A 17,938-nucleotide genomic window follows, 5' to 3' on the forward strand; every position below is an offset into this window, starting at 1 on the left:
CACCTCGTTGTCCCCTGATGCAAGCTTTAATGAAATCACACAACTAATTGTTACCGCTCGCCAGAGGGCGGTGCAGGCGGTCAATACCGAGTTGATCGAGTTGTATTGGCGGGTAGGGGCATATATCAGCCGCAAGATCGAAGCCGCAGAATGGGGCGATGGTGTGGTCAGCCAGTTGGCGGAACATCTTGCTTTGACTCAGCCGGGATTGCGTGGTTTTACCCGTCGTAATTTGTTTCGGATGCGGCAGTTTTACGAGGTTTACCGTGCTAAAGAGAAAGTGTCAGCACTGCTGACACAATTACCCTGGAGCCATAATCTGATAATTCTCAGTCAGAGCAAGCAGTCTGAAGAGCGCGAGTTTTACCTGCGTATGGCGATTCAGGAAACATGGTCAAGTCGAGAGCTGGAGCGCCAGATCAAATCAGCCTTGTTCGAGCGTTCGCTTACCCAGCCCGCAAAAGTCTCAGCGGTGCTGAGACAAACTCATCCTGAAGCGTTGAGTGTGTTCAAGGATGCCTATGTGGTCGAATTCCTCGGTCTGGTGCAAGGGCATACCGAAGCCGAGCTGCACACAGGGTTGCTGCGCCAGTTGAGGGACTTTTTGATTGAGTTGGGACGGGACTTTTGCTTTGTCGGTTCAGAGTTTCCGCTTCAGGTCGGTGACCGTGACTTTGCCCTGGATCTGCTGTTCTTCCATCGTGGGCTGAACTGTCTGGTGGCGATCGAACTCAAGGTCGGGCGCTTCGAGCCAGAGTATCTGGGGAAACTGGACTTCTACCTTGAGGCTCTGGACCGCAATGTCCGCAAACCCCATGAAAACCCGGCGCTTGGTGTACTGCTGTGTGCCAGCAAGGACAATGAGGTGGTCGAGTACGCTCTCAACCGTTCACTTTCACCGGCATTGATCTCGGAGTACCAGACGCAATTGCCGGACAAGAAGTTGTTACAGGCCAAGCTGCACGAGTTCTATGCCCTTAATGGTGGCGAGTCCTGAAGCTTTCCAACAGACATTAAAAAGCCGGCTTGTGGGCGGCGTTATTGTTGGTTTATGGCCTTGTTTTACTGGTGTATGCGGTCACTTGAAATTTTGTCCCCCCATTTGTCCCCCCATCTCGTTTGTGCGTGACTGATTCTGTCCTGAAATTTGTTCCATTGGAGGCATAAAAAATGGCAAGTCGGGTGACTGCCCCAGCAAGCCTCGGACAGGGGAAAGAAGGTGAGAGTTAGGACCGGCCGTAAGCGTCCGGACAACACGCCTTCCTGATCCCACTGCTTAGGGCGATGGTGTCCACCTATTTTAAGCGGTGATCTTTTCATGACCGTCGAATCAGACGTATCAGCGATGTTTCTCGGACCGGCCTAGCCCCCCCCCAATCGTGGTGTCAACCGGCTCAGCTTTGCCGAAAGAGGCATCTCAATCAGTTGTGCCTGAGCCGAAGCTGCCAAACGTTGTTCACGTAACATTGTAGCGGTTGCCTGCCACTAGGCTACCGTTGGATACCAACGACAACGTTTTCTGAGGAATTGGAATGAACGAGTTGCTGCATGCATCGGGAGCGGTGATAGCACTTTGGCTGGAGACAAAACTTCCTTCGCTAAGCCCGAAGTGGTGGGTCGACAATGTCTTTAACCGTTTGACCTTTCAGCAGCAACGACTCGTCGAGGAGAAACGCATCCAGTCTCTCACGGGGCTTGACTTAGCCGCTATCCTTCGCGTGCTTGATCAGAACTGGACCGAATTGGCAGGGGCCGAGCCACTCCCGAGAGAGGCGAGAAATTGGGTCAAGGAGATGCAAAGCGTTCGCAATCGGTGGGCTCATGCTCCTGCAGGTGGCTTGAACTCCACGGACGCTTATCGAGACGCCGATACTCTGAAGCGGTTCCTTTACGTCATTAATGCTGGTGATGCTCTTCTAAACCGAGTCGAAGAGTTCAAGCAAGCTACTCTGGCCAGGATGGCATCGCAAATTCAAGTGCCAGCAGCGTCAACACAGGGCTCTGCCCAGGCCGTCCTACCTGCAGAGAGCCCCGCGCCCGCGCCAAAATCGGCACAAAAGTTTTCAGTTGGAGAGCTACTCTGCTTGCGCTCGAATCCAAGCGCCGTGTTCCCCGTTTTGGAGGTGCTTCCGAGCGTAGAGGCAGAGACCCGCTACCGGGTCTTCGAGAATGGTGCGAGGCAGATTTACTATGAAAGCCAGCTCCAAGCATTGGATGAGCCAACTGAAAGCCATAAGGTCCTGACCGCGACCGAGCTCTCCGCAATGCTCAGTGCAGTGCAACTATCCTCGCCGTCGGCCTCTGCACTCTACTCATTGAATTCCGGCCGTGTTCGGTTTGTTCCGTACCAGTACCGACCGATATTCAAGCTCATTCGAGCAGATCGGCCACGCCTGCTTGTTGCAGACGAAGTTGGTGTGGGTAAGACAATCGAGGCTGGGCTCATCCTCAAGGAGTTGCAGGCCCGTAGTGATATCAAGTCCGTCCTCATCATCTGCCCAAAAGCCCTTGTAGCGGAGCGCAAGTGGGAACTGGAAATGAAGCGCTTTGATGAGCACTTCGTCGCGTTCGACGGTTCACTGCTCCGCCACTGTATTAAGGAAACACACCTCAGTGGTGAGTGGCCTGCCCAATACGAGAAAGCCATTCTTCCGACCTCACTGTTCGATGGCGATTTGCTCTTTGGCAAGCCGGGTAAGGGGAAGTCGCGAGACCTTGGTCTGCTTGAGCTAGATCCCTCACCGAAGTTCGACCTAGTTATCGTTGATGAAGCGCATCACATCCGCAATGCAGATACGTTTCTGCACCAAGCAGTGCGCTACTTTGCGGATAATGCGGAGGCGGTGGTATTTCTTTCGGCTACCCCGGTGCAACTTGGTCGTCAAGACCTCTACACGCTGCTCAACGTTCTGCGCCCCGACGTCATCATTGATCCGGCAAGCTTCAACCAGATGGCTGAGCCTAACCAGTTTATCAACACCGGCATTCAGGCCTGCCGTCGGGGAAGGTCAGGCTGGACAGAGGAAGTGCGGGAGCAACTTCGTAGCGTTGCCAGCACTACTTGGGGGCGCGAGGTGCTCGCGGTGAGCCCGGGGTTCCAGCACATCTATGATGGGCTAGCCGAAGGGGCTGAGGACGGCGCTGCTCGCATTAAGACCATCCAGGCCCTGGAAGAACTCTACACTTTTAGTTCGCTTATCAATCGAACCAGGCGCCGTGACATCGGTGAGTTCACGACCCGAAAGGCTGAGACGGTTACCACCGAGTTCACGCCTAACCAAAGGGCTCTTCATGACGACCTGCTTTCCGTCATCGCCCGAATTCTTGCTCGACTGCATGGCAATCAGAACGTCAAATTCATGATGACAACGATCAGCCGACAAGCTGCGAGCAGCTTATATGGCTTGGCTCCAGCTCTCGAGGACATCCTTTTGGGCAAGCTCGCCCGTCTTGAAGCCGAGGACGATGGTGAAGACGTTGAAGAGCGGTCCTTCGACTTCGTGGGCCAAATTACCGAGGACATCGAGTCGCTTGTTGAGCGGGCCAAGTGTCTGGATCCGAAGGACCCGAAGGCAGAAGCCTTCATGAAGGTGGTCACTGACAAACTGGCCATGCCACGTAACAAGGTCTTGGTCTTCAGTACCTTCAGACACACCCTTCACTATCTCGTTCGCAAGCTGAAGGCGGCCAACATCCGCTTTGGTCTAGTGCACGGTGGCATCTCCGATGAAAACCGTGCGTCGCTGCGCTACCGTTTCTCTTTGCCGAAGGAAGATGAAGACGCAATCGATGTGCTCTTATCCTCGGAGGTCGGTTGTGAAGGTTTGGACTTCCAGTTCTGCGACTGCCTCATCAACTTCGATCTGCCGTGGAACCCGATGCGAATCGAGCAACGCATTGGCCGTATCGACCGCTATGGGCAGCAAAGCGATGCGGTGGGCATCTTCAACCTGGTCACTCCTGGGACCATTGATGCGGAAATTTATGACCGCTGCCTATCTCGCATCGGAGTGTTCCAGCATGCCATTGGCGGCAATGAGGAAATCCTGGGGGACATCACGCGAGAGCTTCACAGCATCGCCGAGACCTTCAGCCTCAGCGAAGAGGAACGGGCCCAACGACTTCAGCAGCTGTCCGACAATAAGATTCGACAAATCGAGGAAGAGCAGCGCCTCGAAGAGCGTCAGGGTGAGCTATTCGGACTCAATATCGCTGCGGCGAGCTGGGAACAGCGTCTGGCGCAGTCCCGAAACCATTGGCTTGAACCTCATGCGCTTAGCCGTGCGGTGGCATCCTATCTAGGCCGACGTCTTGGCAAAGAGCAGGATTTCCTACTTGGGGACAAACCACTGAAAACCTTGCGTCTCAGCCAAGAGGCCCGCGCTACGTTGCTCGAGGACTTCCGCAAGCTTCCACGTTCAACAGACCCGATGCATCGAGGATGGGAGAGGTGGCTCAAAGGCTCTGTGCCAACGCTGCAAGCCACGTTCGAGCAGGAATGTGCTGTAGAAAATCCATCAGCGGTACTTCTCTCCCTTGGGCACCCGTTGCTCCGCCAAGCGGCGGCCTTCCTCAAAGAGGCGGAGGTGGTCATCGTCAAGGTTTCGGTTATGCACGAGACTTTGCCTGTTGGCACGCATCCATTTGCGCTTTACCGCTGGTATAGGCAGGGCGTGAAGCACGATGAAGAACTGGTGCCTGTGGCTGCTGAAGCATCCATCGCAGAGGCACTTCTGGAGTTACTTCAAGGGGCAACTGACGCGCCTAGCGTTGAGGTGCTATCGCAGCAAGTCTGGGATGGCCTGGATGGCGTCCATCACCAGCTGTGGCTGGCAAAGTCGACACAGCATTCCGAAGACAATCGACAGCTTGTTGGTGTTCGAATTCAGAGCCTGACGGCCAGCTTTACCGCTCGCAAGGCCTTGCTGGAAGAACAGATAGGACGTGCCACGAACGACAAAATTCGTGTGATGAGGCAGGCAGAGCTAGAGCGCGCGCAAGTCGACTTTGACATACGCATCGCCGCCTTACGTCGGGCAGCCGAAAGTGGCGACATCCGAGCCACACCAACTGTGTTCGGTATTCTGGAAGTGCGGAGACCGGTATGAGCGTCATTCAGACAATCGCAAGTCAACGTAAGAAGCTGCTCGATGGCCTAGATGCCAACGAAGGCGATATCAACCTTCGCATCTTTGAGGACTTCTACCCCGACGAAGCCCACTTCATTTACGAGCTCCTACAAAACGCTGAGGATGCTGGGGCCTCTGAGGTTTCGTTTGAACTGTTACCTCATTCCTGTGCGTTCGAACACAACGGAACTCGCCACTTCAACGAGCAAGACATTCGCGGCATCACCGGGATCTTCAATAGCAGCAAGAAGGATAGTCCCGATAAGATTGGCAAGTTTGGGGTTGGGTTCAAGTCAGTGTTTGTATACACGGATTCCCCTGTCGTCTACTCCAAGGACTACAGCTTCAAGATTTTGAAGCTGGTTCTCCCTCAACAAGTTCCTCCCAAGCGGGGCTTGGGTGAGCGGACACGCTTCGAGTTTCCGTTCAACAACCCCAAGAAGGATGTCGAGATCGCGTATGCCGAGGTCAAGGCTGGCCTCGAGCAGCTCTCCGAGACGACTCTTCTGTTTCTCAACAACCTTCGATACATCAAGTGGAAAGTCGGAGCCCAAGAAGGTGCGGTTCTTCGCGAGGAACACTCGGAATCGCATGTCGAGGTGCTTAAACTTGTCGATGGCAAGGAGGTCCTCAGTTTGCACTGGCTACGTTTCAGCGCTCCAGTGCAGGACCTTACTCGCTTCTCTGCACCTGTTGACGGAGTTGAGCGCCAGAAAGTAATAGTTGCATTCGAGCTCGCATTGACCAGCGATACAAATTCCTTCGACAAGAGCAAGCCGCTTGCTGAGCAGGTTAAGATCATCCCCGCAATAAAGGGCAAGGTATCAGTTTTCTTCCCTGCTGAAAAAGAGACATCCGGACTGCGATTCCACTTACATGGGCCCTTTGTCCCCGAACTGAGCCGAGCCAGCATCAAAAATTCTCCGGAGAACCTTCCTCTCTTCGACCAACTGGCAGTTGTTACTGCGAAGGCCTTGCACAAAGTCAAGGAAGTCGGCCTCCTGACGGGTGAGTTCCTAGCCGTGCTCCCAAACAACGATGACCCACTTCCGGAACGTTATCAGGTCATACGCAAAGCGGTCCTAGAGGAGATGCGTAAGACTCCACTGGTGCCAACATATGGGGGAGGCTTCGCTCCGGCGGCGCGCCTATGTCAGGCGCGTGCGTCGCTCAAGTCGCTCCTGCCTGCAGAGGACTTGGCGTTTGTGACCGAGCGTAGAGACGAGCCAGATTGGGCAATTGGTGCTACGCAGAGGAACAGCAATCAAGATAGGCTCCTGGCAAGCCTGGGAATACCGAGCGTGGATACCGAGGATCTCAAGAAATTCTTCGAGTCCAAGGCTCGAAAGAGCAACTATTCCTGGGATGAGTTCGAGCTGAGTCCGAGTGTCCTTAGCTGGCTCGAGACAAAGTCATTTGAATGGCTTCAATCGTTGTACGAGTTGCTACATAAGCACTGCGAAGCCCAGGGCGACTATGGCAGTCTGCGAGATGTCTATTTCGTCAAGCTCACGTCAGGAAATTGGGGGACTGGTTCCATCGCTTACTTTCAGACGGGGCCAGTCAGCGAAACTGACCCGTATTATCGGGTGGACGACCGCATTCTTACGACTGGGATCCTGAAGGCAAAGCAGCAGGATGCAAGGCTGTTCTTGGAGCGAATTGGCGTTCGTGAACCCAATGAGGTCGACGAGATGATCCGGTTACTATGGTCTCGGTATCAGGAGAGTACATCACCTCCGAGCGATAAGGCCTACCTTGAGGACCTCGAGAGGATGATTGCCCTCTTGGAGAAAAACCCGCTTCTGAAGGGTATATTTGCGAAGGCCCGCATCTTCAAGATTGCATCATTGTCCGCGCAGTGGGTGACGGCAAGCCAGGTCTACTTGGACTCCCCATTCATGCGAACAGAACTCAAAATATTCTACGAATTGACCGTCGACCAGAAGCAAAAGCGCTGGCCGCTGGACTCATGGTACTTGTCTTGTGGTATTCCCGCAGAAAATATTTCACGCTTTGCCGCGCAAGTTGGCTGCCAGAAAGAGTTTGACGAGCTCTGCACGATAGCCAGTTGTAGGAACAACCCTAACTGGATATACCTGTCGCAGGCAGCAGGAGCCCGCCGCTCAGGCAACTCCATTAACCTTGACTTTGCCCTGACAGCTGAGGCTTTGCTGTTGTTGAATTCGAAAAAAACGGAGGCTGCGCTGTTGGTGTGGCAGGCGCTACGTCGGAGCGATACTGCATCGCCGTCCATTCTCAAGGCGCGCTACCAGTTAACTGATAAGGGTGGTTCCCGCTATGCAGACTCGCAGCTCGTATGTGTGCTAAAGGATCTTGCATGGATCCCGCAGACAGACGGTTCTTTCGTCAAGCCAAGGGCTGCAACTGCTGCTCGCTTGCCCAAAGGCTTCGCAGTCGATACCGGATTCAAGTGGCTGGAAGCACTTGGGTTCGGGACGGATGACAAGAGGCGAACTGCTGACGATGCCATTCGTGCTACGCACCGAGTTGAGCTCGGGTTCAAGTCGGAAGAGGAATTACATCGAGCGCAAGCCTTCACCAAGCTTCCGATCGAAGAACAGCAGCGTATCTTGGACTTGGCTTCAAAGGGTAGTCCGGAGCCAGTCGAGCTTCCTGAACGATCAGTTCGTAATCCTGAGCTTCGCCAGAAGCGTGTGGGGGAGGAGGCAAGAGAGACGCCTGATAAGACTTCTGTGCAGCAGCAGCGCTCGGTGCAATTGGGGGCAGCTGAGGCTAAGTCTGCAGCAAAGGTCTACCTCGCAGACCAGTACATTAACTCCAACGGGCAGATGATTTGCCAGGCCTGTATGGGCGAACTGCCGTTCAAGTTGCCCACGGGGGAGTACTACTTCGAGGCAGTGGAGCTAGTGGCTGACTCACCCAAGCGCTACCGTGAGGCATACCTTGCACTTTGCCCAAATCACGCCGCCGCGTACCAATACTCCAACGCACAGCGAAACTCTATGGGCGACCTCGTGGCCACGGCCGCTGGCAATGAAATCGAGGTGGCCCTGGGCGGCTACGTGACGACTCTCTATTTCACGGAGATGCATCTGGCCGACGCTAAAGCGTGTCTGAACTGGGAAGAGAGCGAGGAATAGGATAGGGGCACGTTGAAGGGCAGTTGCATGTAACAATGCCTTATTCCCCATTCCCCGATGACTGGCGGATTAAGGTATATAGTCGCTCACCGGTAGCATTGGCTTTTGCCATGGATGCTAGTTCGCACTCCCAGACAACGAATACCCTCCATCCCCTTGCTTCTAACTCCGCTCTTACAAACTCATCGCGTGCGACATTTTTCTCGAATTTCGCTAACCAAAATGTGGTGTTGCTCTTGGGAGTCGTTGCCGTTTTGCAGCCAGTGTGGTTGTGCCAGAAGCATCCATGAACGAACACTACGGCCTTGTATCGTGGGAACACTAGATCCGGCTTTCCAGGCAAGTTAGTAGCATGCAGCCGGTAACGAAGGCCATGCCCATGGAGGACCTTGCGTAATGAAAGTTCGGGCTGAGTGTCCTTGCTCCTTATGCGTGACATCCTTTCTGAGCGCTCTGCAGGTGAAAGGAAATCGGTCATTCCAGGCCTCCTGCCTAGGCCCTGCTGATGCAGGGCCTAGCATTGCTCAAGTTTGACTTGTGAGTTCGAAGAACGGTAATCCCCGCATGACCTCGCCAGCCACGTCGAATGACTTATAGAGGCAATGGTGGTTGGGCAAGGTCTTTACACGTTCCGATAGTTCGGCAAGGTCCGATGTGAAGCCCAATGCGCTAAGCTCGGCGGGAGTAGCGTTAGGAACCTTGTGGATGAACCAGGTCAACAAAGGCTCCCTGTAGTCGGTTGCTCCAGCCTTGAAGTGTTTAAGGTACTGGGAAGCAAGGATAACGCCCGTCCCGAATTCACGGCCCTGCAATAGCAGCTTGCGGAGCACGTCGAATTCATAGCGCATTATGTTGTCCGCTTCATCCACTAGAAGGTACGAGTCGATGGCCCGCAGTTGCGGATCGCTGCCTACAAAGGGGTGCTTGGGGGTTCTGAGCATGTTCTCGTAGAACATATTCAGCATGATAGCAACGAGCATGTTTTTGCTCTTGTCATCCTGTCCAATGGAGTCCAGAGAGATCACCACTACACCATCGAAGAATTTATCGAAAGGAATAGTTTCTGAAGTGGACCGGGAAAATACCTCCCTGTCCACGAGGTCGTCGATTATCGCCATCGGCGAGTCCGACTTTCCGTCAAGGATCTCTTGATACTCCCTATGGATGTCGTAGATCGTAGGTTGGTGGCCAAGCGCTTTGGCCGCCTCGTAGGCATTGCGAACTGCTCCCTTGAGCTTGCTAAGTTGCACAGGACCCATTCCCGAGTAAATCTTGTCGAGGACATCGGCAAAGAACCGGAATCTATCCAACCATGGTGCCGTAGACTCTCCCATGCCCGTAGTATCGAAGAGGTTCAGGGGCAGGTGATGGGGCTTTACTACCTTGGCTCCTGTTGCAGTGACAAAGTCCTCGCTGCTGTAGTCGCGTTTGTAATCGAAGATCAAGAATCGTGGCTTGATCCCACGGTTTTCCTGTCTGGATCTGGATATCTGTGTGATCAAGGATTTGAGGAATTGGGTCTTGCCCGTCCCAAGGTCGCCCACCACACCGATGTTTAACTGGTTAAGCCGCGTGTCGGATATGTTTAAGGCGAGCGCTCGTGGCTCGAAGCCATCCACGGTCTTCCCAACGGACAGAATAACTCCACTACCTGACTCTTCAGGTGTTGAGAGAGGCACCCTCACGCTCATGTCTCCTGAATATTCTCCGGTAATCGGCTGAGGTGCAATAATGTCCTCGACTAGCACTGGCTTGGTAGGTTGCTCGCCTGCCCTCTGGGCTATATCGACCTGTGAAGTGGAGGCTGCTGGAGCTTGCTTAGGGGGCAAGAGCCCCCAATCGCCCACTTTCGCGCGCACTGCTTCGTAGAACGACTGTGCATCTTTTCCGGCTACGATACGACCTGCGTCCTGGCTTGAGATGACAATTGTCTCATCATAGTTGTCGCCATCACGATCATGCGGACCACTCTGGGTTGAGCCGTCAATTACGATAAGTCGGCCCCTTAAATCCAAGCCGGGCCTCGAGTCAGGGTCGAGTATTGCTGCGGCGATGCGTTCGTGGTAGGTGGCCCAGCGGCTAGCCTGTCCCGCGACGGCCTGATGCTGGCTGTAGACACGTAAGCCAAAGCCAACCATCGAAAGTAGTAGGTGCTGATAGGCTAGGCGCCATGCCACAGATTTACTAGCGCGCTCCTCGATGGCTTGCAAAAGTGTGGAGAGTGCCCTTGCTTGGGAAAGGGCTTCGACGGCATCGTTGGCCCCGAACACGCTACCCTGGCGGCACTTGACCTCTATAGGGGTAAGGTGAAGATGGACTCCATCGCCACAGGCCCGCACGCCGACGACAAGTAAGTCGGGACGTGACAGTGAGGTGTCCTTGCGCTCCTTGCCGAGGGAGCGGGCAAGGTCAGCAAGATAACCTCTGAAGGGATCGACGGGGACGATTATTGCAATCGTGCAATCGTCTGGCGAACCGGCGAGTACCGGCAGCAGGCTGTTCTGGTTTCCTTCTACACGGAACTGGTCCTGAAGGAGTCGGACCGCGAGGAAGAGGCCAAGGTCACCTGTGGCACCTGTATCGTCCCCAGAGAGGCCGCGCACAGTGGGGATACCCCTCCTGGCGACCTCCAGAAGGATTTGCTCGACCTTGTCGTCTTCTAGATCCTCGCACCCGGGAAGAGGCTTCAAGACCCGGCGCAAGGCGTCACGATCGGCTTGCTTGACCTGCGACAGGAGGTAATAGCCGCTAGTATCGCCTGCGCGATGGGAGTACGAAGGGAGGTCGTAGTCCCAAAGGTAGGTACCTTTGATCCAGCCACCCAAAAAGCAAGCAGGATCGATTGCAGAAGATGAGACTGCAACGTAACCGGCGCTGTTTTCCTCAAGCATGTCGGATACTGCATGGACACTAGGCGAGAACTGTAGGCCAACCTTTCCGTCCCTAAGCTTTTCTACCATGAGCATGCATGCTGAAACCTTGTCGGCGAACGGTTCGCCGGAAGGAGGCATCTGAAGTCCTTGACGGGACTCGCTCAGGAAGGAACCTTGAAGCTGGCGCCTTACCCGGTGCCTGATGAGGCCGCCAGCCCCCATGGGTGAGAGCATGCCGACTTCTTTGGACTCAGGTTGTGCCGAGTTCATTTGGGCAATGATACCTAGATCAGGTTTCGCACCGATGGGTTGCTTGTCATACCAACGGACATGGTTATCGGTGTCCTCGGAGAGGTTGGCGATCGTAGCCTGATCTGGTCTTCCGGAAGTCCTAGTATCGAACACCTCCAAAATCCGCACGCCGACACTTTGTTTAGGGGTGTCCGTGTCCCCGTTACCGAACCGCTTGGTGCACCAGTGGGCCAAGCCTTCGTTGCAGGCATCAGTGCTGCCACCTGCGCTGGACACTACCAGGCTGACGATGGGCTTTGCTGCCAGAAGGTTGGTGACATCGTCGAGAGCGCGAGAAACCTGTGCTGGACTGAACCCACTTGAGATGCCACCTACCGTTAGCCCGAAGGTGTTGTCGAACGGGGGGCGGCGGGTCCGATCGGGTAATAAGCCCAGGCGGGAGCCATTCCATAGGACAGACCAGTAGTCGGAGCTGCACTCGACTGACAGGAAGTCGATCCGGTCTATGCCACTTGGAGACTGCAATGAAATTGTCAGTAGGTCGGGGACGCAATCAGGGTCAAGGATGCTCGCAGCAGGGCAGGGGCAGGGGGAGTCGCCTTCTACCTCGTCCCACAGCACTTTCTGGGCGAGACAATGCCATGCAAGACGCAATGGATGTAGGGGGGAAAGGATGATAGCGTCTGGAGCTCTACTCAGGGTACGTCCGTCTGGTTCTAGCGAGCAGACCGCCACGGTATCTATCCAGCAAGCGATGTCCGAGTCTGCCCCAAGCCAAGACATGTATGCCTCAAGGTAGGTTTCGACGAGTATGCGGAACCCTTCGTCGTCTGATAGCCAGGCTCCTAATGGCGCGGACTCGAGGAGTCCCGATTGGTCATCGCTGCCTCGTATATATTTCGCAATCTCCAGGCGGGCCTCCACGAATCCCTTTGGCGGTTGGAAGCTCATTGCATCGGGGCGCGGGTCGTGCAGGAATCGGCCTTGCGAGAGTATTGGACCATGAGGGGCATCCCAGTCAGGAGGAGCCCATCTGGATGCGTAGTCATCTGCTATCACCAGAGGTCTGAACGACTTGGCTACGTTCTGCTCTTCTAGTATCCATGACTGCAAACTTGAGGATCGGGCATTCCGGTCGAGATGGACGACGGCCTTGGTGTCGAATTTCTCGAGATGTCGGCGGTTCAGCTTGATTAGACGCTCGAATTCACTCCGGCAGCCTTCCTCCTTTGCTTCATCGCAAGCAAGGTAGACTCTGCAGACTTGAGGGTTGGCCTCGACCGGTATCTTGAAGGTTATGTCCAACTGATATTTGCCGTCGGCCTCCACTTCCACCAGGTACTCGTCTTCTCCAACCAGACGAGCCTCGATGGATTGCCGCTGCTCCTCTAGCTCAGTAGCATCGTCCGGCATGCCTTCCACGTTGCCAATGATTGCGCCTGGCGATAGATGGAGACGCAACTCATATCGCCCCGAACCAGGCAGCGATAGGGATGTCTCCCAGACCGGCGTCGCAGTGTTCTTGCGGGGCTTCTTCGGAGGTGACAGTTTTGTCGCTAACCTACAGGTTACAAGTATCCCGGGTTTCCAGTTTATTAGGGAAATAACCCGTATACTTGCGGGCTTGCAGCCCTCAGAGGTGACCTTATAGGTTATGGGGGTCTTGTGTGCGGGTGGGAGTAGGTCTGTGTGCTGGGTAACTCCGTTAGAGGCTGCTTGCAATGGCGTTGGCGCCTTGCCATAGGAGCCTCCAGCTAGCAGGAACTCTTCTGGTTGGCTGTCATCGCTCGTAGAGATGGCTAGCTCGACCATGTCACGTACTACCGCTGGTAAGCCCTTGGTCGCTGGAATAACACTATTCGTGCACCGGATGCTGATCTCTCCAACCACTTCATCGGGCTCATCGGCAAGCAGATCCGTCCACTGCTCTATAGTGAGCAGTTTCCACCAGGATGGCGGAGGAGTGAGCTCAAGGGCCTTTCCAGGCAGATAGAAGGCCTCAGTAGCGCGTTCAAAGGCAGTAGGGATGTCGCAACTCGCTTGGAGGTGGAGGAGCAACTCCCGCAGAGCTTGGGCTATATCGTCAGGGGCGCTTTGTGCAAGGCGTTCGATGCCAGTCTTGAAGCCATCTGCAAGCTCATCGGCAATTTTTCCTAGGACTGAGAGCTGGGCCTTCGACGAGATCCCATCTCCTTTCATCGGCGGGAGACCGCATGCCAGGGCAAGCGCCTTTCCAGATGAGAGGCCTTGATGGGAGGTCTCGATCGAATAGATGCGAGATAGCATGCGCCATGAGGCACTGTGGTTTGCTTGATCAGGATCCACTTCGTCGATGGAGTCTGCGGCTGCGCGCACTAATTGCTTGGCATCGTCTCTTTGCGAATCCTCTATACCTGCAACGAGCAACGCCTTATTAACGGCTTGCTGCACAAAACCGTCTTCCCACCATTTGTCGAAATTTGCGCTCATGCCGAACACGTCGCTTGAGGACTCAATCGAGAGGTTATTGTGCTGGCCTGCAGGAACTAGGGCGACGAAGCTGGAGTTGTTTGGATCATTTCGTACATCCAGTAAGTGGTCATTATCACATTTGCCGGACTCACCTATTCTGAGCTTATGGCCTTTTAGGTGGCCATCTGGGCACTGGAGCAGTACTGGTAGAGTCACCAAGCTACCGTCTATTCCAGACATAACTTGAATTCCCCCGTCGAGAACTAGCTCGTCGTAGACTCGCTCGAGTATTTCGAGGGGGGGGCCGCGGAAGATTAGCCGGTATTCAAATTTGTTACCGCTAAGCCCTTGTGTGGCGCCCACAGCTTTTTCACGGACAATTGATGCAAGCCACTGTGCAAGTCTATTCATGTTCGCTTCCCTGGATGACTTGGCTTGTGTGGAAAGGCGGCAACAGCAGCATGCCGCTTTCAGCGTCTGGGCTATCTAGCACGAGACCGAGCATCCTAAGTTGGTGCCCCAGGTCGTTCCTGGCAATGTCGTGTTTGTCTACGGCAACGCCGTAGGCCTCGAGGTGTAGTCCTAGTCTATGGATTGAGCGAGGTCCGACCATCCCAGCGAGTGCGCAATGGACCAAGGCAAGAACGGCTACAGGTCCAAGGGAGACGATCCAAGGGCTGGAGGGGCTGCTGCCTTTCTTTTTGAGGATGTATCCCTGATCGTACCCTCTGAGTAGCGGGACTGCTGCCTGGCGTTGCCCTAATGCGTGCCTCGCGAACTCCAGCAAATTGGAGCCTATGCCTTTCCTGCATAGCAACGCGCGCGCCTCTTGCTCGCGTATGTCGGTAATGGTTTCCAGGGTGCCCGCGTTGACAAGTGCATCTCGATGCTTCTGGATATGCTGGCAAAGCGCAGCAATACCTTTGCTTGATGAAAGGTCTCCCTCGTAGGGCGCTCCTATTTGCTTGAGTGACCAAAGGAGTGCATTAATCCCTAGTCTGGCATTCAGGTAGCTGGAGACCTTGTCCTTGATACCCTGGAGGGCTTTCCCTCCGTATGCCATGTACTGGGGAGCTTCCGGGAAAATTGCATTCCTTGCCTCTTGCTCGTTAGGAGTCACGCCATTGGTAAGTGCTGCCAATAGACAGCTCCAGATCCTCGCGTGGACGTCACAGAGCCATGTCACATGGGAAACTGCTCCTAGGCGCAACACTGCCTCTAGCAAGCTGGTCCATTGCCGGCGAGTCATGGCGTCTTTCGCCTGCATGATAGCCAGCAGGTCTTTGGTGAATCGTCTGGAGGGCAGGAACTGGACTTCCAGAAAGTCTGAAGCTTCGAGTGTTGCCGCTTCCTCATCAGGGATCGGCGCTAGAGCCCAGGTGGTTGCCCCTTGATTCCACGACGATGTCTCTTGCTCGAGCCAGCGGGCGAAAACATCGTCTTCGTCGTTGACACTCAGAGCTTCAAATAGGCTTTTCCAAAGGCGCTGTGCTGATTCCTGATCCTTTGAGCCTAGGCAGACCATGCGGCGTATCAAGCTGCCGGCTGGCCAGGAGTTACTGCTTAGCCGAGCGGAGCCGGAGAAGAGCGCTGCTCCTGATACTAGGGGGGTGACCTGCAGGAACCGCTTGGAGGATTGGTTGGGGAGCTTTGGGCTCTCCAGTATTCCATGAAGCACGGTATTCCAGGCCTCAACGCCTACTACCGCACCGTTGGGGGGCAGCTGGCTTTTTTCACGAAGTTTTTGGATGCGTTTGTCCAAGTCGCGTCCCGCCTGCGGCACGCTGCCCTCGCTTGCTGATGCAAAGCCTATAGTCCGGTAGAGCGAGGCAAGTAGGACCTCCGAGCTCGCATATTCCGGTGCCGGGCTTATTGCTAGGGCCGATTTCTGGTAGGTACTGTGGGAGAACCGCCAGGGGGCCTGCTTGAAGTCCATAAGGCTCATACGACATCTTCCTTGCTTGCGACGAAGCCATTCCATGAACGACCTATTACAGTGCCATCTGCTCCAACACGGATTTTGGCATCGTCCAACAGATTCTTGTCTCGGACGATGGGCCCTGATAGCCGAGCTTTCGTTGTATCCAGCAGGGCCAAGACTGTGCGCGGGAGAGATGCAGGTGATAGCCCTCTTTCCAGTTCCTTCACAGCCTTGAACAAGTCATAGGTCAGGGGAATTGGCTGGGCAGATTGCCCTTGACCTACCCCGAGGTAGCAGATTGGCGGGCGGGGGCGTCCTGCAGTGTCCTGAGGTAGCATTTTGACCGTCCGCAGCGGGACGACCAATGTCGCCTGGCGTTGCCTTGGTGGAAGTGGCTGTCCAAAGGTGGTGGTTAGCGACACCTCGAATTCCTTGCCAGTATTCAGCAGGTCCTTCACTTGTTTTACGACTTCGAATAGGTGCTGGTGCTTGTCGTTATCTTCAACGACCTGCTGGAAAGCCTGCAGAATTTGGAAGTCTGCGACTACAGCCGTTCGGGTACATATGCTGCGACGAACTAGGCGGCAAGCAAAGTCGCGTAGGATGTGTTGGACACGGCTGGCCGCTACAGGCCTCCTGCGTCGGATAATTGGCAAGGAAAGCATGGCGTCCGCATTGGAAAGTCGCTTGAGTAGCTCAAGCTCGTTTTGCGATAGCACTTGATACTTGCGGATGAACTCTATGCCGCCGGCGAGGGAGCGGCTAAAGCGAATGTCGAGGTCGCCGAGGCCAATCGTGCTGCGGCTACTTACCGCGACCACGCTGTCGGGACTTGCGAATGCTGGGTCTAAGGTGTCGACGAGTCCTTCCAACAAAGGCGCAATTGTCGCTGGAAGGTAATGTGTCTTGCGCTCTGCAAGGAAATGCACAAGGCCCATCAGAGTTCGCCCTTCCTCGGCATCTAGCGCCTTCTCGAGGCCTAGGTCCTTGATGTCACTGCGGAGCGAGGTAGCCACATCCTTGTCCCAACGATGGAATAACGCATGCTGGTAGCCTGATGTCGCCAGGTGGAAAATCGCCGTGAGTGTTTGCCTGCTGTGCTTTTTTGTCCCCGCTGCCTTCTGGTCAAGTTCGACGAGGTTCTCTGCCCATTGGCAGGGCGTTGATTGGTGTGTGTGCCTTGCCGGGTCGTGGACTACAGGATGGTGCCCGGCCAGCAAGTACGAGGTAAGGGAGAAAAGGTCACGGAAGCTCCAGCGCTTGCCGCTAGCTAGCTCGTACCAGCGCAATATCTTCAGTAGCGCTGTCCGTTGCTCGTCTCGGGCTAGGATGGCCTGGCTGGTACAGAAGGGGCATTTTTCGCCCGCAGGACATGCTCCCTTTGCAAGCCACATTTCGGATGCAGTAGCTTGGCCGAGGAGTATTTCCGCTGGTGCAGAAGTTACGTCATCAGGCTTGACTAGAAGGGACTCGGCATCCATTGGCCAGACTGCAATCGATGGGAAACCTTCAAGTGGCCAGCATGAGGGGGCATCGTATGCCAGGCTCACAGCCCTGGTAACAGCTTCGAGGATGGCGCGCGGCTTTTCCAGGTTGTTGTCGATAGCATGGATCAGCGCATCATCGAGAACGCCACGGTTAACGCAGCATAGATAAGCTTGGGATGGTGGCCCATCCAGCAGCCTGTCGAGCTCTTCGATGAGGAGTGCTGGTGCAGTGCTCCCCTCGTGACCAGCTGTCGAAGTGGCGTCCTGAACAATATCCAAGCTCAGACTACTGTCGAATCTTGAAAGGCTTCCAGCATCGACGCTTACTATTCGTGGGACTTTGAAGCCGGCAGATGGATGGAACGCCTTTGACAGCTCTTCGATGAGCCGTCCCCCACAGCCTAGGCTCGCATCTAGCCAATGGATAGTGGACTCGATCGCTTCGGTCTTTCCATTACCTGGTCCACCAACCAGAAGGATAATCCTCGGGATGCTAATACTGTCTGCCGGAAGCTTTTCGGCCCAGGCTTGGAGCCGGGCGAGAAGGCTTGTCCTTAGTAATAGTTTGTTAGGCTGGCCGCTTTCTTTGTCTAAAAGCCGCTTCACTCCCCCCGAGTGATGGCCGGCCCAGTCGACAAGGGCTGCGGGGTAGCGCGCCCTTTCCATTTGGGTGCTATCCATTCCCCTCGACTCCTATGTT

At 55.0% G+C, this 17,938-nt stretch carries 7 protein-coding genes; 3 read left to right on the forward strand and 4 right to left on the reverse strand.

Features of this window, described 5'->3' with window-relative positions; all coding sequences use genetic code 11:
* Positions 1-7 precede the first annotated feature (7 nt).
* The 3 genes from AC1RJ3_RS17840 (at position 8) to AC1RJ3_RS17850 (ending at position 8,254) form a co-directional block, all read left to right on the forward strand.
* On the forward strand, positions 8-997 hold the full coding sequence (locus AC1RJ3_RS17840; protein ID WP_493079740.1) for a PDDEXK nuclease domain-containing protein: 990 nt from the start codon (positions 8-10) through the stop codon (positions 995-997).
* Positions 998-1,532: 535 nt separating this feature from the next.
* A complete protein-coding gene (locus tag AC1RJ3_RS17845) occupies positions 1,533-5,108 on the forward strand; it encodes a DEAD/DEAH box helicase (RefSeq protein WP_493079634.1) in 3,576 nt (1,191 codons plus the stop codon).
* A complete protein-coding gene (locus AC1RJ3_RS17850) occupies positions 5,105-8,254 on the forward strand; it encodes a sacsin N-terminal ATP-binding-like domain-containing protein (protein ID WP_493079636.1) in 3,150 nt (1,049 codons plus the stop codon). The genes AC1RJ3_RS17845 and AC1RJ3_RS17850 overlap by 4 nt, the downstream gene beginning before the upstream one ends.
* A gap of 40 nt (positions 8,255-8,294) precedes the next feature.
* Here the strand turns inward: AC1RJ3_RS17850 and AC1RJ3_RS17855 are convergent, their stop codons facing one another.
* From AC1RJ3_RS17855 to AC1RJ3_RS17870, 4 genes are read right to left on the reverse strand one after another with little or no spacing between them, the layout of a single operon-like run.
* Positions 8,295-8,732: a very short patch repair endonuclease gene (locus tag AC1RJ3_RS17855; RefSeq protein WP_493079638.1), complete on the reverse strand. Its 438-nt coding sequence runs from the start codon at positions 8,730-8,732 to the stop codon at positions 8,295-8,297.
* A gap of 46 nt (positions 8,733-8,778) precedes the next feature.
* On the reverse strand, positions 8,779-14,241 hold the full coding sequence (locus tag AC1RJ3_RS17860; RefSeq protein WP_493079640.1) for a putative type IV secretion/conjugal transfer ATPase: 5,463 nt from the start codon (positions 14,239-14,241) through the stop codon (positions 8,779-8,781).
* A complete protein-coding gene (locus AC1RJ3_RS17865) occupies positions 14,234-15,775 on the reverse strand; it encodes a hypothetical protein (RefSeq protein ID WP_493079642.1) in 1,542 nt (513 codons plus the stop codon). Before AC1RJ3_RS17865 ends, AC1RJ3_RS17860 begins: the two co-directional genes overlap by 8 nt.
* A complete protein-coding gene (locus AC1RJ3_RS17870; protein WP_493079644.1) occupies positions 15,772-17,919 on the reverse strand; it encodes a hypothetical protein in 2,148 nt (715 codons plus the stop codon). Before AC1RJ3_RS17870 ends, AC1RJ3_RS17865 begins: the two co-directional genes overlap by 4 nt.
* Between the last annotated feature and the right edge of the window lie 19 nt (positions 17,920-17,938).

This window comes from Pseudomonas sp. GW822-FHT04C11, from assembly GCF_058800905.1.

Bases quoted from the DNA above. Each gene is read 5' to 3' on its own strand.
- AC1RJ3_RS17845 (WP_493079634.1), top strand. From the start codon at position 1,533: ATGAACGAGTTGCTGCATGCATCGGGAGCGGTGATAGCACTTTGGCTG.
- AC1RJ3_RS17850 (WP_493079636.1), top strand. From the start codon at position 5,105: ATGAGCGTCATTCAGACAATCGCAAGTCAACGTAAGAAGCTGCTCGAT.
- AC1RJ3_RS17855 (WP_493079638.1), bottom strand. From the start codon at position 8,732: ATGACCGATTTCCTTTCACCTGCAGAGCGCTCAGAAAGGATGTCACGC.
- AC1RJ3_RS17860 (WP_493079640.1), bottom strand. From the start codon at position 14,241: ATGAATAGACTTGCACAGTGGCTTGCATCAATTGTCCGTGAAAAAGCT.
- AC1RJ3_RS17865 (WP_493079642.1), bottom strand. From the start codon at position 15,775: ATGAGCCTTATGGACTTCAAGCAGGCCCCCTGGCGGTTCTCCCACAGT.
- AC1RJ3_RS17870 (WP_493079644.1), bottom strand. From the start codon at position 17,919: ATGGATAGCACCCAAATGGAAAGGGCGCGCTACCCCGCAGCCCTTGTC.